Source organism: Enterobacter sp. WCHEn045836 (genome assembly GCF_003965585.1).
Taxonomy (GTDB): Bacteria; Pseudomonadota; Gammaproteobacteria; order Enterobacterales; family Enterobacteriaceae; genus Enterobacter; species Enterobacter dissolvens.
The window spans coordinates 248,382-267,526 of the sequence record NZ_RXPT01000007.1 but is presented as its reverse complement, the minus strand read 5'-3'; the positions used below and the strand labels follow the sequence as shown (position 1 = coordinate 267,526).

Sequence of the window (19,145 nt, the reverse complement as noted above, 5' to 3'; positions counted from 1 at the left end):
AGGCACCGCGAAGCGGCGATTTACCGCCGGGAGCCCGGGTTGCCAGGGTGGTGGCGACTGAGCCACCCTGGCACGTTCACGGGTCATGTTGTTACAGAGCAGCAAGGAACGTAAAGTGAACGGAATTACCTCTACAGTCATATGTTCCCCCTCACCCCAGCCCTCTCCCTCAAGGGAGAGGGAGTCCTACGTGCAGGCATTATTTTGTGGGGAACCCTCAGCCCGGTGGGAGAGGGGTTGATTACCTCACTACTTGTGCGGGATCCCGAGCGACTCCGCCAGCTGCTTCGCTAACTGGTTGTTATCATCCGCCCCATACTCCCAGAACATTGCGCCTGCCAGACCTTTCTCTTTGATATAGTCCGCTTTGATGGCAACGGAACGCGGATTCTCATACGAGAGGGCAAACAGATCCTTCCCGTCGGCGCCCTTCACGGAAAGCCACGGCACTTTCGCCTGGTCGTCCCAGTGTTCGGTAAAGCGCTTTTGCGGGTCGTTAAGCAGCTTCTTCACAATATCGTTGTACTTCACGTAGGTATCTTTGGTCAGGTCATAACCGAGTGATTTGAACAACCCGATCTCCTGAGGGCCGAAGTAAGGCAGCGTAACCGGATTGTTTTGCGCATCGGGTTTGCTCCAGTCAATGCCCGGTTCCACAGCTCGTTTTGGCACGCGGCCATAGAAACCAATCCCGAGGTTCATCTGCTGTGGCTTCAGGCCAGCGGCCAGATAATTGTTCACCACAAAATCGACGCTGTATTTATCTGCGGCCGCCACGGTCGGCCAGGCGCTGGAGTCATACAGGTTTGCGTTAAAATACTGAGTACCGTACGCCATGTCGTAGGTCATCAGGTTGATATAGTCGAGCAGGGGGGCGATGGCTTTCACATCGACCCAGCTTTTCGGACTTTCCGCATTGGCTCCAACCGCAATCGTGACCAGTTTTTTCTGCCCGAAGGCGGTGCGCAGCTCTTTCAACAGGGCAGTAAAATTATCCCGGTCAGCAGGCGTGCTTGCAACCAGTCCCCATGCGCCGTTTACCGGGTATTCCCAGTCAAGGTCGATCCCGTCCAGACCGTATTTCTCAACAATCTCCTGCGCCGAGCGGATAAACACCGCGCGGCTCTCTCTGGTGGCGGCTGCGCCTGAGAAGCCGCGGGCACCCCAGCCGCCGACGGAAAGCAGAACATTTAAATTCGGGTTTTGTTTACGAAGCAGAGGGATAAGCGCCAGGTCGGACGCCACTTTCGGCGATAACCAGATCTGATGCCGCTTCGCCGGATCTTTCAGGGCGGCGTTGGTTTCGTCTTTTTCATCATTGTAGATAAGACCAAACGAATAGTTCAGGTGGGTGATCTGGCGAACATCGAGCGTATTGATATCGCCGCCGGGGCCGGCGGTCACATCTCCACCGCCGTTAAAGTAGCCCACGGACATCAGGGGGGCGGCATAAGCAACTGACGCGCAAAGCAAGGGTAAAGCTGCCAGCAATGGCAAACGTTTCATACAAGTTCCTCTTTGACAGAATAAAAATAACCACGCCACAGAAAAAGCGTGGCGAAAAAACAGCCTGAAAAGCATAGCATTGCCGCTTCGCTGGTGATGCGAGGGAGTTCACTTTATGGGGATCGGAGTGGAAATGCCGGGTGGCGGCTTCGCCTTACCCGGCATAAAAGACTACGCCTGCGTCTCCAGCCAGTCTGCCAGCGTATAGAGCGTTGCGCCTTCAGCGGCCATATCCATAAACGCCTGCGCGCTGTCCTGCGGTTGAATGTTCACCCCGCGACAGCCGTCGGTGATGACGCTGACCGTATAACCCAACTGGAGCGCGTCCAGCACGGTAAACTTCACGCAGTAGTCGGTTGCCAGCCCCAGCACAATCAGCTCGGTGATTTCGTGGTGACGTAACCACGCGTCCAGCGCCGTTTTCTGGCGATGTCCGTTATCGAAAAAGGCGCTGTAGCTGTCAATAGCCGGGTTTTCGCCTTTATGAAACACCGCGTCGATGGCTTTCTGATTCAGCAGCGGATGTAGCGCGGCGCCTTCCGTTTGCTGCACGCAGTGATCGGGCCAGAAGGTTTGCGCCAGACCGTCGAGCTCACCCTGACTAAAGGGTTCAACGCCGTGCTGGCTGGCAAAACTGCCATGGTTGGCCGGATGCCAGTCCTGGCTTGCGACAACCGCTTCACCGCGCGATTGACACCAGTCAATCAGGATATTGGCCACGTCGACCGTGCTGTCACCTTCTGCGACGGCCAGTGCGCCGCCCGCGCAGAAATCATTTTGCAAATCGACCAGTAACAGGGCGCGTTGCTTCATGAGGCCTCCTTATTCGTCCGGGGTCAGTTCGCCGCGCAGGTTTTGCATCATGGCGCGGCGAATGGACTGGATGTCCAGATCCTGACTCAGTAAATAATGAAGTTTAGTCAGTGTGGCCTCGACGGTCATATCGAATCCGCTGATCACCCCCGCATGCGCCAGGGCATTACCGGTGGCATAGCCACCCATGTTGACCTTGCCGGACATACATTGCGTCAGGTTAACCACCACAATTCCGCGCTCGCTCGCTTCCTGCAGCTCTTTCAGGAATTCGCCGTTCTGCGGCGCGTTACCCACGCCGTAGGAGCGCAAAATCAGCGCTTTTACCGGCTGGCGCAGGAAGTTACGTACCACATCAGCAGAGATGCCCGGATAAATGGTTACCACACCGATCGGCTGCGGGGTGATCGGGTGAACGATCAGCTCGCCTGAGGTATTCGGCGCAGGCGGCGTGCCCAGACGACGAATATGAATACCCGCTTCCAGCAGCGGTTGCAGGTTTGGTGAGGCGAAGGCATCAAACCCATCGGCGTGCGCTTTGGTGGTACGGTTGCCACGATACAGACGGTTGTTGAAGAACAGCGAGACCTCGTTAATCGGGTAGTTCGCCGCCACGTAGAGGGAGTTAAGCAGGTTAATCTGTCCATCCGAGCGCAGTTCCGCCAGCGGAATTTGCGAGCCGGTGACAATCACCGGTTTGCTCAGGTTTTCCAGCATGAAGGAGAGCGCCGAGGCGGTAAAGGCCATGGTGTCGGTACCATGCAGGATCACAAAGCCGTCGTACTGGTCGTAATGGGCTTTAATGTCATCCGCGATATGCTGCCAGTCTTCCGGCGTCATGTCGGAGGAGTCCATCAGCGGCTCGTACTCGTGGATGGTAAAGTCAGGCATTTCCGGGCGGTGGAATTCCGGCATCAGGGCAAGCTGACGTTGGAGGTGGCCGGACACGGGAATATAGCCGTTTTCAGAGCGCTGCATCCCGATGGTACCGCCAGTGTAGGCTACATAAATCGATTTCTTCTGCATGGTAGTGATTTCTTGTTCTTCAAAAGAAAAAAATCCCCTCTTCAGCGGAAGAGGGGACGGGTTTTAACGTACGTTTGCGCAGGTCAGGCAAAACGCATAACGACTTTGTGGATCATTAAATGCCGCGAGCTTGTCGCCTTCCGCTTTCATCGCTTTCGCGGCCGTGGCGACAGGCGCTGGCAGATAAGCCTGCAGCGCGTCCGGCAGCATGGCGCGCACGGAGACGGACATGCTGTCCATGACCATATCGAAGAACGATGGCTCATCCTGATAGTATTCAACATGCCACTGTTTGAGCTTCGCCAGTTCGGCGGCTTTCTTCACCGCGTCATCAAAGTCACCCAGGCTGTCGACCAGGCCGTTGCTCTTCGCATCCTGCCCCGTCCAGACGTGGCCCTGAGCGATTTCGTCGACCTGCTGCGGCGTCTTCTTACGCGAGTCAGCGACCAGCGTGATAAAGCGCTTGTAGCCATTCTCAATGCTGAGCTGCATCATCTCGGACACTTCAGGTGGCAGGGATTTGGTTACCGACACATCCGCCAGCGGCGAAGTGGCCACACCATCCGTATGCACACCCAGGTAATCCAGGCTGTTCTCTACCGTGTTGATCACCCCGAAGATGCCAATTGACCCGGTCAGGGTGCTTGGGTTAGCGACGATGTAGTTAGCCGGGGTTGAGATCCAGTAACCGCCGGAAGCCGCCATGCCGCCCATGGAAACCACCACCGGTTTACCTGCTGCACGCGCTGCGGCCAGCTCGGCGCGGATCACTTCAGAGGCGCTGACGCTGCCCCCCGGGCTGTTCACGCGCAGCACAATCGCTTTCACTTTCGGGTCAAGACGCGCATCGCGGATCTGCGACGCGGTGGTATCACCGCCGACGTTCCCCGGCGTCTCCTGACCGTCCATGATTGCGCCATTGGCGAAGACGACGGCAACGCTGTCACCGCTCTCATCCGGTTTTTTCGCCGCGTAATCGTACATGCTGATCGCGCTGTAATTTTTATCCTCTTTGCTCCAGCCGAACTGTTTGCTCAGGGACTTTTCGATCTCCGCGCTGGTTCCCAGGGCATCGACCAGCTTGTTATCAAGCGCATATTTCGCGGTATCGCCGTCAACCTTGCGCAAGCCGTCCAGCACGCCCTGAGCACCAGGGAAGACCTGTGCAGGGGTAATCTGACGGTTACTGGCAACCGTGGTCAGGTAGTTCTGCCACAGCTCACCAATCCAGCGGCTGTCCGCTTCACGGGCGGCCGGGGACATGTCATCACGGATAAATGGCTCAACGGCAGATTTATACGTACCGACGCGGAACACGTGGGTGGTGACCTTCAGCTTGTCGAGCAGCGATTTGTAGTAAAGCCCGTTCGTGGCAAAGCCGTGCAGGTCGACCGTACCCTGAGGTGAAAGCCAGATTTTATTGGCAAAGCTCGCCAGATAATATTGCCCCTGGCTGTAGCTGTCGCCTACCGCGATCACCGGTTTACCGCTGTCACGGAATTCGCGCAGCGCTTTGCCAATGTACTGCATGGAAGGCTGGTCGGCCCCGGCAAAATCTTTCAGATCCAGTACGATACCCGTAATGTTACGGTCATCTTTCGCCTGACGAATGGTATCGACGATATCGAACAGGGAGTTTTCCTGCAGACGGTCTGAGGTGGCGCCGAACAGCTGACGACCAATCACCCCCAGACGATTGCTGGTGGAGGGCTTATCGACAATCACGCCTGTGATATCGAGAAGCAGCGCCCCGCGCGTCGAATGCTGCGACTGATTCGCGTTACTGATGTGCATCCAGATGCCCGCGCAAACCAGCACCAGGAGGATGAAAAAGAGGTTCATCACCAGGTTGCGGACGAAATTGAGCAGTCGCCACGTCCATTTAAAGAAACCGGCAAAGATTCGCCAAAGGGTTCGCATGTATTCTCCCTAACCAGAAAATGACTGTTTCCGTCGCCACTGGACGGTAATGTTGGGTTATCGTAATGACCCAACCGCCACTTGTCAGCAGGAATCGCCTGCCAGGCTGTAACAAAATCTGCCGTCGTGTTAATTTTGTGAGTAAATTTCAAGAAAGGAGTTAACCAATGGACGCACTTGAACTGCTTGTTAACCGCCGTAGCGCGTCACGTCTGGCGGATCCTGCGCCAGCGGGTGAGCAGCTGGAGAACATTCTGCGTGCCGGTATGCGTGCGCCGGATCACGGCACACTTCAGCCGTGGCACTTCTTTATTATTGAGGGTGAAGGCCGCGAGCGCTTCAGCCAGCTGCTGGAGCAGGGGGCGGTAGCCGCCGGTCAGGATGAGAAAGGGATCGATAAAGCCCGTAACGCGCCGTTCCGTGCACCAATGATCATCGCCGTCGTGGCGAAGTGTCAGGCGGAGCATAAAGTGCCGGTATGGGAGCAGGAGATGTCGGCGGGATGCGCGGTGATGGCGATGCAGATGGCCGCTGTTGCACAAGGTTTCAATGGTATCTGGCGTACCGGGCCACTGACTGAAAGCCCGGCGGTGCGCGACGGGCTCAACTGCGGCGAGCATGATAAAATCGTCGGTTTCCTCTATCTCGGCACCCCTCAGCTTAAAGCCTCCAGCACCATTAGCGTGCCGGACACCACGCCTTTCGTCAGCCGTTTCTGATAACGCGCGCTAAACTGTCTGGATTCTGAGCATCTGCCGCAGAATTCAGACAGTCATACTTACCTCTTTAAGGAATGAGCGCTACCATAGCGCGATTGCATTGACAGGAGATGTCCATGAGCGAGCAAACCATTCGTTTAACGCAATACAGCCACGGAGCCGGTTGCGGTTGTAAAATTTCCCCCAAAGTGCTGGAAACCATCCTGCACAGCGAGCAGGCGAAGTTTGTCGACCCGAACCTGCTTGTCGGCAACGAAACGCGTGACGATGCAGCGGTTTATGACTTGGGTAACGGCACCAGCATTATCAGTACCACTGACTTCTTTATGCCGATTGTCGATAACCCGTTCGATTTCGGGCGCATCGCGGCGACCAACGCCATCAGCGATATCTTCGCGATGGGCGGTAAACCGATTATGGCGATTGCGATTCTGGGCTGGCCGATCAACACCCTTGCGCCAGAAATAGCCCGCCAGGTGATTGAGGGCGGACGCTTTGCCTGCCAGCAGGCGGGGATCGCCCTGGCCGGTGGTCACTCTATTGATGCGCCGGAGCCGATCTTCGGTCTGGCGGTCACGGGCGTGGTGCCAACCGAGCGCGTCAAACGCAACAGCACCGCGCAGGCGGGTTGCAAGCTGTTCCTCACCAAGCCACTGGGCATTGGCGTGCTGACCACCGCCGAGAAAAAATCCCTGCTGAAACCGGAACACAAAGGTCTGGCAACGGAAGTGATGTGCCAGATGAACCTGGCCGGTGCCGCTTTCGCCAATATCGACGGCGTGAAGGCGATGACCGACGTCACCGGTTTTGGCCTGTTGGGGCATCTCTCTGAAGTGTGTCAGGGCGCGGGTGTGCAGGCGCAGGTCTGGTATCAGGACGTGCCGAAGCTGCCAGGCGTGGAAGCGTACATTGCCCAGGGCGCCGTGCCGGGCGGTACTCAGCGTAACTTTGCCAGCTATGGTCATCTGATGGGCGAAATGCCTGAAGAGTGGCGTAACCTGCTGTGCGATCCGCAAACCTCGGGTGGCCTGCTGCTGGCGGTCACGCCGGAGTCAGAAGCTGAGGTGCAGGCTACGGCCGCCGAGTTTGGTATTACCCTGACGGCGATCGGCGAGCTGGTGACCGCGCGCGGTGGCCGACCGATGATTGAGATCCGTTAATTCGATGCGGTTGTTTATTGCCGAAAAGCCGAGTCTGGCCCGTGCCATCGCCGATGTGCTGCCGAAGCCGCATCGCAAAGGCGACGGCTTTATTGAATGCGGTAACGGGCAGGTGGTCACCTGGTGCATTGGTCACCTGCTTGAGCAGGCACAGCCGGACGTCTACGACAGCCGCTATGCCCGCTGGAACCTCAACGATCTGCCGATCGTGCCGGAAAAATGGCGCCTGCAACCGCGCCCCTCCGTCACCAAACAGCTCAACGTCATTAAGCGCTTTTTGCATGAAGCGTCTGAAGTTGTCCACGCTGGTGACCCGGACAGGGAAGGACAACTGCTGGTGGATGAAGTGCTGGACTATCTGGAGCTGGCGCCGGAAAAACGCCAGCAGGTGCAGCGCTGCCTGATTAACGACCTCAACCCGCAGGCGGTGGAGCGGGCGATTTCGCGCCTGCGCGCCAACAGCGAGTTTATCCCGCTGTGCGTGTCCGCGCTGGCCCGCGCGCGCGCAGACTGGCTGTACGGGATCAACATGACCCGCGCCTACACGATCCTTGGGCGGAATGCCGGTTATCAGGGGGTACTCTCCGTTGGCCGCGTGCAAACGCCGGTGCTGGGGCTGGTGGTGCGCCGCGATGAGGAAATTGAAAACTTCGTTGCCAAAGATTTCTTCGAAGTGAAAGCGCACATCGTTACCCCGAAAGAGGAGCGTTTTACCGCCGTCTGGCAGCCGAGTGATGCCTGCGAATCGTATCAGGATGAAGAAGGGCGTCTGCTGCACCGTCCGCTGGCGGAGCACGTGGTCAACCGGATCACCGGTCAACCTGCCATCGTCACCAGCTATAACGATAAACGGGAATCCGAACCCGCACCGCTGCCGTTTTCACTTTCTGCCCTGCAGATTGAGGCCGCGAAGCGCTTTGGCCTGAGCGCGCAGAACGTGCTGGATATCTGCCAGAAGCTCTACGAAACCCACAAGCTCATCACCTATCCGCGTTCAGACAGCCGCTACCTGCCTGAAGAGCACTTTGCCGGACGCCACGCGGTGATGAACGCCATCAGCGTGCATGCGCCGGATCTGCTGCCGCAGCCGGTCGTCAACCCGGATACCCATAACCGCTGCTGGGACGATAAAAAAGTCGATGCCCACCATGCGATCATCCCGACGGCGCGGGCCAGCAACGTCAACCTGACGGAGAACGAAGCGAAGGTTTATAACCTGATCGCGCGTCAGTATCTGATGCAGTTCTGCCCGGACGCGGTGTTCCGCAAGTGCGTCATTGAGCTGGAGATCGCCAAAGGCAAATTTATTGCCAAAGCACGTTTTCTGGCGGAAGCGGGCTGGCGCACGCTGCTTGGCAACAAAGAGCGTGACGAAGAGAACGACGGTACTCCGCTGCCGGTGGTGGCTAAAGACGACGAACTGCTGTGTGAGAAAGGGGAAGTGGTAGAGCGCCAGACGCAGCCACCACGTCATTTCACCGATGCGACGCTGCTCTCCGCCATGACCGGAATTGCCCGTTTTGTGCAGGACAAAGAGCTGAAAAAGATCCTGCGCGCCACTGACGGACTGGGAACCGAAGCAACCCGCGCGGGGATCATCGAGCTGCTGTTCAAACGCGGCTTCCTGGAGAAAAAAGGGCGCTATATTCACTCCACCGAGCCAGGCAGGGCATTAATCCACTCCCTGCCGGAGCTGGCTGCCAGGCCGGATATGACGGCGCACTGGGAATCGGTGCTGACGCAGATCAGCGAGAAACAGTGCCGCTATCAGGACTTTATGCAGCCGCTGGTGGGGACGCTGTATCAGCTGATCGATCAGGCGCGCAGCACGCCGGTGAAGCGGTTCAGAGGAATGGTGGCACCGGGTGGTGGTGCGAAGAAACCGTTTAAAAAGAAAAAGAGCGCGGCCTGACACCCCCTTTTTTTTCCCTCTCCCTGTGGGAGAGGGCCGGGGTGAGGGCACCCGGCCGCACGATAAACCTTAAATCACACCCTGCCCAATCATCGCGTCCGCCACCTTCACGAACCCGGCGATATTCGCACCACGCACGTAGTTGGTTTGCGAGGCCTCGCCGCCGTACTCTACACAGGCGTGGTGAATATCCAGCATGATGTGGTGCAGACGGGCATCCACTTTCTCTGCTTTCCAGCCCAGACGCGCGGCGTTTTGCGCCATCTCCAGACCGGACGTTGCCACGCCGCCGGCGTTGGCGGCTTTTCCCGGTGCAAACAGTACGCCCGCTTCCAGGAACAGATCGGTCGCCTCGATGGTAGTTGGCATATTTGCCCCTTCGGCTACCGCTTTTACGCCATTGCCGATTAAGGTGCGGGCGGCTTCAACGTCCAGTTCGTTCTGGGTTGCACACGGCAGGGCGATATCCACCGGCACGCCCCACGGCTGTTTACCCTCAAGATAGGTCAGACCAAACTCGCGGGCATAATCGGCCACGCGGCCATCGCGGCTGGCTTTGATTTCACACAGACGCGCCAGTTTCTCAGCCGTGAAGCCGGCTTCATCCACGACGGTACCGCTGGAATCAGACGCGGTGACCACGCGGGCACCAAACTGCATTGCTTTTTCGATGGCATATTGCGCCACGTTACCGGAGCCGGAGACTGCAACGCGCATGCCTTCGAAGCCTAAGCCGTGGCGTTTCAGCATCGCTTCGGTGAAATAGACCAGACCGTAGCCGGTCGCTTCCGGGCGGATCAAGCTGCCGCCGAAGGAGAGTCCTTTGCCGGTAAAGACGCAGGCGCTGTTGTTTGAGAGCTTTTTCATCATTCCGGCCATAAAGCCCACTTCACGCCCGCCTACGCCGATATCACCGGCAGGGACGTCGGTATCCGGGCCAAGGTGGCGATAAAGCTCGGTGATCAGCGCCTGGCAGAAACGCATCACTTCGCCTTCGCTTTTGCCTTTCGGATCAAAATCGCTGCCGCCTTTACCGCCGCCCATCGGCAGGGTAGTTAGCGCGTTTTTAAAGGTCTGCTCAAAGCCAAGGAATTTCAAAATCGACAGGTTCACTGAAGGGTGGAAGCGCATCCCGCCCTTAAACGGCCCGATGGCCGAGTTAAACTGCACGCGCCATGCGCGGTTGACCTGCACCTGATTGCGGTCGTCCACCCACGCCACGCGGAACTGGATCACGCGCTCAGGCTCGACGAGGCGCTCAAGCAAAGACATCTGACGATAACGCGGGTTTTGTTCCAGGAAGGGCCACAGGGTGGTCATTACTTCACGTACGGCCTGCGCAAACTCGCTCTGATGCGGGTCGCGCTGCTGAACATGGGTGAGAAAACTTTCCAGAGTGCGTGTCTGATCCATAGATATAAGAACCTCTTATGATAATTTCCGTATGTGTCTTATACGATTTGTGTTGTTTTTTTGACTATACCACCCGTACCGCTTTGCGAAGCAAGCAGAAATTTATGTCGAAAGGGAAATTAATGACCTGTGCGGCGTCATAACCAAAAGCGATGACGAGATAAATTAAAGGTTCCGCGATGATTAACCGTTATAGTCATTATCAGGACACAACAGGAAGAGAAGTCTATGAACCGTTACGTGATGACCGCGTTATGTTTGATGCTGAGCGCTGGCGCGCAGGCTGACCGCATTCGCCCGGATGTGGAAGTGAACGTCCCGCCGGAGGTCTTTAGCTCCAGCGGCCAGAGAGCGCAGCCCTGTAACCAGTGCTGCATCTATCAGGATCAGAACTACTCAGAAGGGGCGGTAGTGAAAGCGGACGGCATCCTGCTGCAGTGCCAGCGCGATGAACGCACCATCAGCACGAACCCGCTGGTCTGGCGTCGCGTAAAAGAATAAAGGCTTCCAGCAGCGGAATATCCGCCGGGGCTAAGGGGTAGTCAAACGCCTCTTCAGGCGTACACCACACCAGGGCGCTGTGGTAGTGCGCCGTTAGCTCACCGCTGAAGTGGGGAACGTGCCAGGCGTGCAAATTGATAAGCCGCTGTGACACTTCCCGCTGGTGGCTTGCGACGTAGTGCGACGGTTGCGCGTGGATCCCCAGCTCCTCCTGCAGCTCGCGGATCAGCGCCTCGGGCTGCGTTTCTCCGGCTTCCACCTTTCCACCAGCAAATTCCCACATCCCCGGTTGATCGGCATGCATGGGGCGCTGCGCCAGTAAAATTTTATTGTCTTTTTCGATGATTGCCGCAACGACATCGAGTGTTTTCAGCATGGTCGTCAATACTTGTTAGCGAAAAACACCATATTATCGTGCCCTTTCCAGGAGTCCAGTCATCAGGAGAATCACGTGAAAGCGACATCCACCTGGGTTGCCCCGGTTGAATCCCTTCCCGCCAGCCTCAAACCGATTGCCGCCATGCAGAAAAAACATTTTGGCGCAGTGCTTAACCCCACGCGCTGGTGGGGACGCATGCCGCGCCTGTTCTGGCTGGTGGCGCTGTTTATCGGGTTTCTGGAGCGACGCAACGCCCGCCTGACGCCGGTGCTGCGCTCGCTGCTGATGACGCGGGTATCGCAACTCTGTCACTGTGCGTTTTGTATTGATGCCAACAGTCTACGTCTGGCCGAACGCGCGGGCGCGCTGGATAAAGTGCAGGCCGTGAGCCAGTGGCGTGACGCTGCGCTTTTTAATGAACAGGAGCGCGCGGCGCTGGCCTATGGGGAGGCCGTGACCGCCACGCCGCCGCAGGTGGATGAGGCGCTCAAAAGCGAGCTCAAACGCCTTTATACCGATGAGACGATTAGTGAAATGACGGCGCTGATTGCGTTTCAAAACCTTTCGGCCCGCTTTAATGCCGCCCTTGATTTCCCGGCGCAGGGGCTGTGCGACACGTTTAAAGGAAAGCCGCATGCTTGATCGACATATTCATCCCCGGGTAAAGCCCGCCCTTAACCGGCTGGCCTCCTGGCTGGATAAACCCGGCATCACGCCCGATGGCTTAACCTTGACCGGATTTGCCGCAGGCGTGCTGACGCTACCGTTTCTGGCGCTTGGCTGGTATCCGGCGGCCCTGGTCGCCATTGTGGTTAATCGCCTGCTGGATGGCCTGGACGGCGCACTGGCACGCCGCAGAGGGCTGACGGATGCGGGCGGGTTTCTGGATATCGCGCTCGATTTTTTGTTCTACGCGCTGGTGCCGTTTGGTTTCGCCCTCGCGGCTCCCGCAGAGAATGCGCTGGCCGCGGCCTGGCTACTGTTCGCCTTTATCGGAACCGGCAGCAGCTTTCTGGCCTTTGCTGCACTGGCGGCGAAACACAATATCGATAACCCCGGCTATGCGCACAAGTCGTTTTACTATATCGGCGGATTAACGGAAGGGACGGAGACCATCGTGCTGTTTGTGTTGTGCTGCCTGTTTCCGGCGCACTTCACGCTTCTCGCGTGGGTATTTGGCGCGTTGTGCTGGCTGACCACCACAACGCGCATCTGGAGCGGGTGTCTGACGCTACGCTCACTCACGCCCTAGCGCGAACTGTCGGGTCCGCGTTCGCCAGACGACACCGGGTTTTGCGGGTGGCTGCTCCATTCGTACCAGCCACCGTCATAGACGGCGACGTTTTTCCAGCCCATCGCCCGGGCATACATAAAGCCCTCAGAAGCTCGCCAGCCGGTACCGCAATAAAAGGCCACGTGCTGTTCCGGCAGGATGTTCCAGCTTTTCCACATGGCGGCGATGTCATCGGCGCTGCGCATGGTGCCGTCCGGGTTATGGAAATCTTCCATGTGGGTGGCATCGCTTCCGGCATGACCCCAGCGGGCCCCGGCAATTTCACCTTTGGGTTTGATGTAGCTGTAGCCGCTGGTTTCGCCAGTAAACTCCGGCCACGAGCGAATGCTGACCAGCGAAGCATCCTGGCGATGCAGCATCCCGCGCGCCTGCGCCATATCGACCATCAGCTGTGGCTGACCGGGGATCGGCGCGCCGAAATCGGGGGCGGGTTTGACATCAGCAGGCATCCCTCTTTCCACCGGCAGGTTGGCCTCTGACCACGCTTTCCAGCCACCATCAAGAATACGCACGTCCTTCACGCCCGCGTAGAGCATAATTTGTGCCACGCGGGCGGCGGCATAGACATCGCGACCATACAGAATGACGGTGGTATCGTGACGGATCCCGTGTTTTGCCAGCATCGCTTTCAGTTTGTCGTCAGAAACCTTATTCCACAGCGGCTCGCTTTCCACTTCATTGGTATCAATATAACCCGCGCCGGGAATGTGGTTCAGCAGATAGAACTTCGGCGCACCCCAGGCAGCTTCAATCACTTTCCAGTCACCGGCCGGGGCGGCGGTCACCGGTTTACCCTGCGAAAGCTGGTGGATCCACTGCGGATAAACGAGCTGTTCAAAGTGCGGCAGGCGCTGCAGACGATCGGGGGCCTGTAGGGCATCGCTGAGGAGTGAAATCCGGGTATAGCCGGCTTTTCTGAGCCGGGCGCTCACCGCCTGGTTATCCGCGTCACTGCCGTAGAGGGCGAGGGGGGTTGTGGGGGTAAGTTGATGCTGTTTTGCCCAGCGGGCAATCTGGTCGTCGCTCATCGCACTCAGCCAGGTAGCGGAGAGGTTAAGCGCGGCGGGCTCGTGCCCGGAGGGGCCGCTCAGCGTTTGCGGCCAGCCGTTATAAAACGCACTGGCACGGGTATCGATCGCCGCGCCGTGCTGTTCCTGGAGCTGAGCCAGTGTGAGCGAGTGTGGCATATCAGCGGCCATGCAAGAGAGTGAGGCGAGGCCGCAAAGCAGGGCCAGCGCGGTCAGTTGAGAAACACGTTTCATCGAATAACCTGACGTCAGTAAAAGAGGGGGGCATTGTCGTCTCTCCTGAAAGGTAAAACATTGCGTTAGCACATTATTGCCAGCGAGAAATCTCAATCACCTCTCCACCCGGCGGAATATCTTCCTCGTCATGCGTGACCAGCACCACCGGGATATCACGTGCGCGCAGGGCATCAAACACCCATGTCCGAAAGGACGACCGCAGTGATTTATCCAGGCGGCTAAACGGTTCATCCAGCAACAACGCCTGCGGCTCGGCAAGCAGAGCCCGCAGCAGGCTCACCCTGGCACGCTCCCCGCCGGACAGCGTGGCCGGATCGCTGGCATAGTGGTGATTTAGCCCGGCTGAGTCCAGCGCCCGTTGCACCCCTTCCTGGCGTGCGCGCCCGGTGATCCGCGCCGGTAACGCCAGCAGCAAATTTTGCCCGACGCTGTACTGGTCAAACAGCAGGGCGTCCTGAAAGAGAATACCGATCCCACGTTGCTCGACAGGCAGCCCGTCACAGCGGCGATCGTCAAGCCACAGCTCACCCTGCGCCTGAAAGTCGTCAGACAGTGCCCCAACCATCCATGAAAACAGGGTCGATTTCCCGCTGCCGGACGGGCCCATCAGGGTGACAATTTCACCGCGAGGAACATAAAAGTTAATTTCACGGAACAGCGGCGCAATGGTGAGATTGTTGACCTTCAGCATTAACGTAATCCTCGTCGATAATGGCCCGCGAGCCGGGATAACAGTGCGGCAACGCCGAAGACGGCCCCTGTCACCAACAGCAGCCACAGCGCCCGGTTAGCCAGAATCGGGATGCTGCCGCCGCTGCTGAGCGCCACGGTTTCGGTGGTAAGGGTGCTGAAACGCCCCGCGCCGAGCCAGAGTGTTGGCATGTATTGCGCCATGCTGACCGAAAAGCCGGTTGCAAACGCCAGCAGCGCGGGGCGAAACAGCAGGGGACATTTGATCAGGCAGAAGACTTTTGTCCGCCGCCAGCCAAGCGTTCTGGCCGTGAGGAGAAGCCGCGGATCGATGCGCCGCCAGGCGGGTTGCAGTATCAGCAACATCCACGGTAACACCCACAGCAGATGGCTCCAGGGCACGGCGGCGTACTGCCCGTCGATATCCAGCCATAACGCCACCTTGTATTGCCCGGAGACTAGCGGCAGCGCAGGAAGGGCGAGCGGGAGCCAGACCCACAGCGCACCACGCCGCGGCCCCCATTCCAGCCAGAGCAGTATCATGATCAGGGCGATCAGGCTGGCGAGCAGGCCGAACGATAAGCTGGCACACACGGCGCTAACATCATCCCACTGGGCCAGCATCAGCAGCACTCCGGCGCAAAGCATGCCGCATGCGGGGAGGATTCCGCTGAGCATACGGGCGGGCGGCGCGAGGGGTAACGTGCGTCGCACCCCTGTCAGCGCAGGCAACGTGCGACGCCACGCCTTCCAGATACCGAACCCCAGCGCCGAAAGCACGGCCAGCAGCGCGAGCATCAGCAGGCAGAGCAGGGTTCCCTTCGTTTGCTGCTGCACGTCGCCCTGCGTCAGCCACTGCCAGGCCAGTACCGCCAGGGTAGGAGGATTCCCCGGCCCCAGGATGATGGCGACATCCACAACAGAGAGGGACCAGGCGAGCACCGCCAGCATTGTGGCACCCAGCGCCGGGGCGATCTCCGGGATCACCAGCCAGCACAGCCGCTGGAGCCGCCCGTATCCCAGGGTCTGCAACACGACATTCTGGCAGGCCAGTCGGGTTTCAGGTAACACCGCGTATATCGCCCACAGCACGAAGGCGCTCTCCTTGACGGCGAGGGTCAGCCCCAGCCCAATCCCGTAGCGATCCAACATCGGGGAGCAGCGCGTACAGAGCTGATAAAACAGACCGCCTTCGGCAAAGGTCAGCAACACGCTGGTGGCGAAGGCAACGTGGGGAACGGCCAGCAGCCACGGCAAACGGGTACACAGACGACGCCAGTGCTCGCCGGGCCACAGCGTGGTGACGAAAATCAGGGCGATAAACAGGGCGCCGAGAGTGGCAATCAACGTGGATACCAGCGTGGCGGCAAGCGCCTGCGGGATCTGCGGATCATCAAACAGACGTTGCCAGTTTTCCGCCGACATGGCCGGGATCAGCAGCATGGCGCTGGCGGGAACAAGCGGCAGATAAACTGCCACCATCGCCAGCCAGATGAGTGCGCTCAGCGGGTGCCGTAACGACGCAGCCATTCCTGCTCCAGCGCGTTAACCCAGGCAGCGTGCGGCTCCGCAAGCATCCGCGGAAGCCCTTGTGGCGTGTGGGCCTGAAGCTGTTTTGCTTCATCTGCGGGCAGCGTGTTCGCCTGCAGTACGCTAGGATCGCCCCAGATAGCCGGGTCGGCTTTGCGGATCTGCGCCTGAGGTGAGAGCAGGAAATTGGCAACCACCTTCGCCCCCGCGCTGGCGCTGGCGTTCGCCGGGATGGCAACAAAATGAACGTTACCGATCATCCCGTTGCGAAAACCAAAGCTGTAGCTGTCGGATGGCAGTTCACCGCTGGCCACTTTTTGCAGTGCATGTGCCGGGTTAAAGGTTAGCGACAGGTCCAGGCTGCCGCGGGCAAGCAGGGTATCCATCCGCGCAGGAGAAGGCGGAAAATCTTTTCCTTCTCGCCACAGCAGCGGGTGGAGTCTGTCGAGGTAGTCCCAGAGCGGCGCGGTAACCTGCGCAAAGGTGTCATCGGGCGCGCGTTTCAGCGCATCAGGCCGGGAAGTGAGCGTCAAAAGCAACTGCTCAAGAAACGCGGTGCCGGTGAAATCTGGCGGACGGGGATAGCTGATTTTACCCGGATGCTGCTGCGCCCAGGCCAGTAATGCCTGCGGATCTGACGGCGGAGTCGGCATGCTCGCTTTGCGGGCGATAAAGGTGAGCTGCGCGCCACCCCACGGAGATTCTGCGCCCTCGGTTGGCAGGGCGAAATCTTCCGTGACAGGTTTGTTTGTATCGACATAGCGCCAGTTAGGCAGCGTCTGCGCCCACCCGGTTTGCAGCAGGTTAGCCTCTTTCAGCGTGCGGAAATTTTCACCGTTAACCCACAATAGATCGACTGAACCGTGGGTCTTACGCCCTGCGGCGGCTTCTGTCTGGATCCGTTTTACCGCGTCCGCCGCATCGGCCAGATGGACAATGTTGAGGTTGATGGCGTAGTGCGTTTTCATCTCACCGCTGACCCAGTCGAGGTAGCGGTTCACCGCCTGATCGCCTCCCCAGGCGTTAAACCAGACGGTCTGGCCTTTGGCCTGTTGTTGGATAACGTGCCAGTTGTCGGCGGCACACAGAGGGGCGGTCAGCAGCAGACCGGTCAGAAACGCGCAAAAACGCACACGGCGCATAATGCCTCACTTTTTAAACGAAGAGGGGAGTCGGGAAAACAGCCATCGGCTCACCAGCGGTAATAACCCCAGTAGTGTAAAGGCTAACAGCATGCCCGGCGACAGAATATCGCGCAGCGAGGTGATTTTCCCCAGCTCGCGGCCGGCGTTGAGGAAGATAACCGTCGCGGGCAACATGGCGAGCTGGCTGACCCACCAGTACCGGCGCACCCCAATGCGGGTCAGCCCCATCAGCAGATTGACCAGAAAAAACGGGAACAACGGCATCATGCGCAGGGCGAAAAGATACCCTGCGCCGTCACGCGTCATCCCGGCGTTCACCGTTTTCATCTGTTGGGCAAACCGTCGCTGAACCCAGTCGCGCAGCAGATAACGGCTGGCGAGCATCGCGAGCGTGGCGCCGAGCGTGGAGGCAAACGACACCAGCAGCGTCCCTTCCCACAGCGTAAACAGCGCGCCGCCCAGCAGGGTCAGTATCGCGGCACCGGGGATAGACAAGGCGGAAACCACCACATAGAGCGCAAAAAAGAACAGCGCACTTTGCAGGGGGGAGTCGTCGACAAAGGCGAGCAACGTCTGTTGATGCGTTTTGACGGTTTCAAGAGAGAGCGTGCCCGGAGGAAGAGTGAGCCACGTCAGCATAAAGGCGCCCAGCAGGGCGCACAGTAAGACAATTTTTCGAATGTTCACACGGGGTTACAGCTTGAATTTCGCCCATACCGGCGCGTGGTCCGACGGTTTTTCCATGCTGCGGATATCGTAGTCGATCCCGGTTTCAATGCAGCGTTCTGCCAGCGGGGAGCTGGCCAGCAGCAGGTCTATGCGCAGCCCGCGGTTGTCGTCAAAGCCTTTTGAGCGGTAATCAAACCACGAGAAGCGATCCTGGGTATCCGGGTTGGCCGTGCGGAAGGTATCCACCAGACCCCAGCTCAGCAGGCGATCCATCCACTCACGCTCTTCCGGCAGGAACGAACATTTACCGGTGCGCAACCAGCGTTTGCGGTTCTCTTCACCAATGCCGATATCCAGATCGGTCGGGCTAATATTCATGTCGCCCATGATCAGCACCGGATTCTCTTTTTTCAGTTCGGTGGTCAGGTAATCCTGCAGATCCTGATAAAACTTCGCTTTTGCCGGGAATTTGGTCTCATGGTCACGGCTCTCTCCCTGCGGGAAATAGCCGTTGATCACTGTAATGTTGCCGAGCGCTGAAGGAATTTCCGCCATGATGATCCGGCGCTGCGCTTCTTCGCCATCACCCGGGAAGCCGCGGCGGACGGAAACCGGCGTCTCTTTGGTCAGCAGGGCAACGCCGTAATGGCCTTTCTGCCCATGATAAAAAACGTTGTAACCGAGTTTCACCACCTCTTCGAGGGGGAACATATCGTCGTGAACTTTTGTCTCCTGCAGGCCGATCACATCAGGCTGATGTTGTTCAACAATCGCTTCAAGCTGGTGAGGGCGGGCACGCAGGCCGTTGATATTAAAAGAGACAAATTTCATAGTCGCTGCCAGTGCAAGGTGAATAGTGCATGGATGGTAGCAGAATTTGCGTCGCCTGTTATGGGGATTGACCAATAACTGCGACAGATAATGCCAACGGTGCAATATTTGCACCATTCTGACGCGCTTCGCCCCTTAAGAGGGCGTAAATGGACAATAAATTTCGCGAGCGATCACAATTCCAGAATTATATTTGGCCTCTGCATACTCTTTCTTATTTTCATGCGGCAAAGCGCCGCTTATCGTAAAAATATTCACTTATTATGCAGTAATAGTGAATAACTCCATGTCGTAACCTATTGATATTCTGTTGCTCACTCCCGTTTATGCATTTTTATCGCTGGCTGGCACGAAGCGTGCAATCTACATTCA

The 19,145-nt window shown here is 58.1% G+C and carries 18 protein-coding genes; 6 read left to right on the top strand and 12 right to left on the bottom strand.

All coding sequences use genetic code 11. The features are described 5' to 3' along the window. Positions 1 to 249: 249 nt before the first annotated feature. The 4 genes from EKN38_RS11770 to sppA all read right to left on the bottom strand — a co-directional run bounded on the left by EKN38_RS11770 (position 250) and on the right by sppA (position 5,265). Complete coding sequence (locus EKN38_RS11770) at positions 250 to 1,506, bottom strand: glycoside hydrolase family 18 protein (RefSeq protein WP_014831508.1); 1,257 nt, start codon at positions 1,504 to 1,506, stop codon at positions 250 to 252. A gap of 171 nt (positions 1,507 to 1,677) precedes the next feature. Continuing rightward, a complete protein-coding gene (pncA, locus tag EKN38_RS11765) occupies positions 1,678 to 2,319 on the bottom strand; it encodes a bifunctional nicotinamidase/pyrazinamidase (RefSeq protein WP_014831509.1) in 642 nt (213 codons plus the stop codon). A gap of 9 nt (positions 2,320 to 2,328) precedes the next feature. Next, entirely contained in the window at positions 2,329 to 3,345 is a 1,017-nt protein-coding gene (ansA, locus tag EKN38_RS11760; protein ID WP_014831510.1) for an asparaginase, read from the bottom strand. Positions 3,346 to 3,408: 63 nt separating this feature from the next. After that, entirely contained in the window at positions 3,409 to 5,265 is a 1,857-nt protein-coding gene (gene sppA / locus EKN38_RS11755) for a signal peptide peptidase SppA (RefSeq protein WP_014831511.1), read from the bottom strand. Between the two features lie 167 nt (positions 5,266 to 5,432). Between sppA and EKN38_RS11750 the strand changes: the two genes are divergently transcribed. The 3 genes from EKN38_RS11750 (at position 5,433) to EKN38_RS11740 (ending at position 9,056) form a co-directional block, all read left to right on the top strand. Then, complete coding sequence (locus EKN38_RS11750; RefSeq protein WP_014831512.1) at positions 5,433 to 5,984, top strand: NAD(P)H nitroreductase; 552 nt, start codon at positions 5,433 to 5,435, stop codon at positions 5,982 to 5,984. A gap of 116 nt (positions 5,985 to 6,100) precedes the next feature. Then, positions 6,101 to 7,144, top strand: coding sequence for a selenide, water dikinase SelD (selD, locus tag EKN38_RS11745; protein WP_014831513.1), 1,044 nt, complete (start codon positions 6,101 to 6,103; stop codon positions 7,142 to 7,144). Positions 7,145 to 7,148: 4 nt separating this feature from the next. Beyond that, positions 7,149 to 9,056, top strand: coding sequence for a DNA topoisomerase III (locus EKN38_RS11740; RefSeq protein ID WP_023620725.1), 1,908 nt, complete (start codon positions 7,149 to 7,151; stop codon positions 9,054 to 9,056). A 69-nt stretch (positions 9,057 to 9,125) separates the two neighbouring features. On the opposite strand, the gene gdhA is transcribed toward EKN38_RS11740, so the two are convergent. Then, the gene (gene gdhA, locus EKN38_RS11735) at positions 9,126 to 10,469 is read right to left on the bottom strand and encodes an NADP-specific glutamate dehydrogenase (protein WP_014831515.1); all 1,344 of its coding nucleotides are present in this window, start codon (positions 10,467 to 10,469) and stop codon (positions 9,126 to 9,128) included. 228 nt (positions 10,470 to 10,697) lie between these two features. On the opposite strand from gdhA, the gene EKN38_RS11730 reads away from it, so the two are divergent. Continuing rightward, positions 10,698 to 10,970 carry a YnjH family protein gene (locus tag EKN38_RS11730; RefSeq protein ID WP_013097042.1) on the top strand — a complete coding sequence of 91 codons (273 nt, stop codon included), beginning with the start codon at positions 10,698 to 10,700 and terminating at the stop codon, positions 10,968 to 10,970. Here the strand turns inward: EKN38_RS11730 and EKN38_RS11725 are convergent. After that, a complete protein-coding gene (locus EKN38_RS11725) occupies positions 10,930 to 11,346 on the bottom strand; it encodes a pyrimidine (deoxy)nucleoside triphosphate diphosphatase (protein ID WP_014831516.1) in 417 nt (138 codons plus the stop codon). The genes EKN38_RS11730 and EKN38_RS11725 overlap by 41 nt on opposite strands. Before the next feature lie 75 nt (positions 11,347 to 11,421). Between EKN38_RS11725 and EKN38_RS11720 the strand changes: the two genes are divergently transcribed. Both EKN38_RS11720 and EKN38_RS11715 read left to right on the top strand, forming a co-directional pair. Further along, entirely contained in the window at positions 11,422 to 11,991 is a 570-nt protein-coding gene (locus EKN38_RS11720) for a carboxymuconolactone decarboxylase family protein (RefSeq protein ID WP_014831517.1), read from the top strand. Next, positions 11,984 to 12,601, top strand: coding sequence for a CDP-alcohol phosphatidyltransferase family protein (locus EKN38_RS11715; RefSeq protein WP_126522083.1), 618 nt, complete (start codon positions 11,984 to 11,986; stop codon positions 12,599 to 12,601). Before EKN38_RS11720 ends, EKN38_RS11715 begins: the two co-directional genes overlap by 8 nt. Here EKN38_RS11715 and EKN38_RS11710 read toward each other — a convergent pair. The 6 genes from EKN38_RS11710 to xthA form a co-directional block, all read right to left on the bottom strand. Then, complete coding sequence (locus tag EKN38_RS11710) at positions 12,598 to 13,905, bottom strand: sulfurtransferase (protein WP_014831519.1); 1,308 nt, start codon at positions 13,903 to 13,905, stop codon at positions 12,598 to 12,600. The two genes, EKN38_RS11715 and EKN38_RS11710, sit on opposite strands and share 4 nt — an antisense overlap. Before the next feature lie 73 nt (positions 13,906 to 13,978). Next, positions 13,979 to 14,599 (bottom strand): ATP-binding cassette domain-containing protein, encoded by a 621-nt coding sequence (locus tag EKN38_RS11705; protein WP_014831520.1) that lies wholly within the window; start codon positions 14,597 to 14,599, stop codon positions 13,979 to 13,981. Beyond that, entirely contained in the window at positions 14,599 to 16,128 is a 1,530-nt protein-coding gene (locus EKN38_RS11700; RefSeq protein ID WP_014831521.1) for a thiamine ABC transporter permease, read from the bottom strand. Before EKN38_RS11700 ends, EKN38_RS11705 begins: the two co-directional genes overlap by 1 nt. Next, positions 16,101 to 17,261 (bottom strand): ABC transporter substrate-binding protein, encoded by a 1,161-nt coding sequence (locus EKN38_RS11695; protein WP_394349992.1) that lies wholly within the window; start codon positions 17,259 to 17,261, stop codon positions 16,101 to 16,103. Before EKN38_RS11695 ends, EKN38_RS11700 begins: the two co-directional genes overlap by 28 nt. A 15-nt stretch (positions 17,262 to 17,276) precedes the next feature. After that, the gene (locus tag EKN38_RS11690) at positions 17,277 to 17,960 is read right to left on the bottom strand and encodes a TVP38/TMEM64 family protein (protein ID WP_046887843.1); all 684 of its coding nucleotides are present in this window, start codon (positions 17,958 to 17,960) and stop codon (positions 17,277 to 17,279) included. A gap of 6 nt (positions 17,961 to 17,966) precedes the next feature. Next, on the bottom strand, positions 17,967 to 18,773 hold the full coding sequence (gene xthA / locus EKN38_RS11685; protein WP_013097033.1) for an exodeoxyribonuclease III: 807 nt from the start codon (positions 18,771 to 18,773) through the stop codon (positions 17,967 to 17,969). Positions 18,774 to 19,145: the final 372 nt, after the last annotated feature.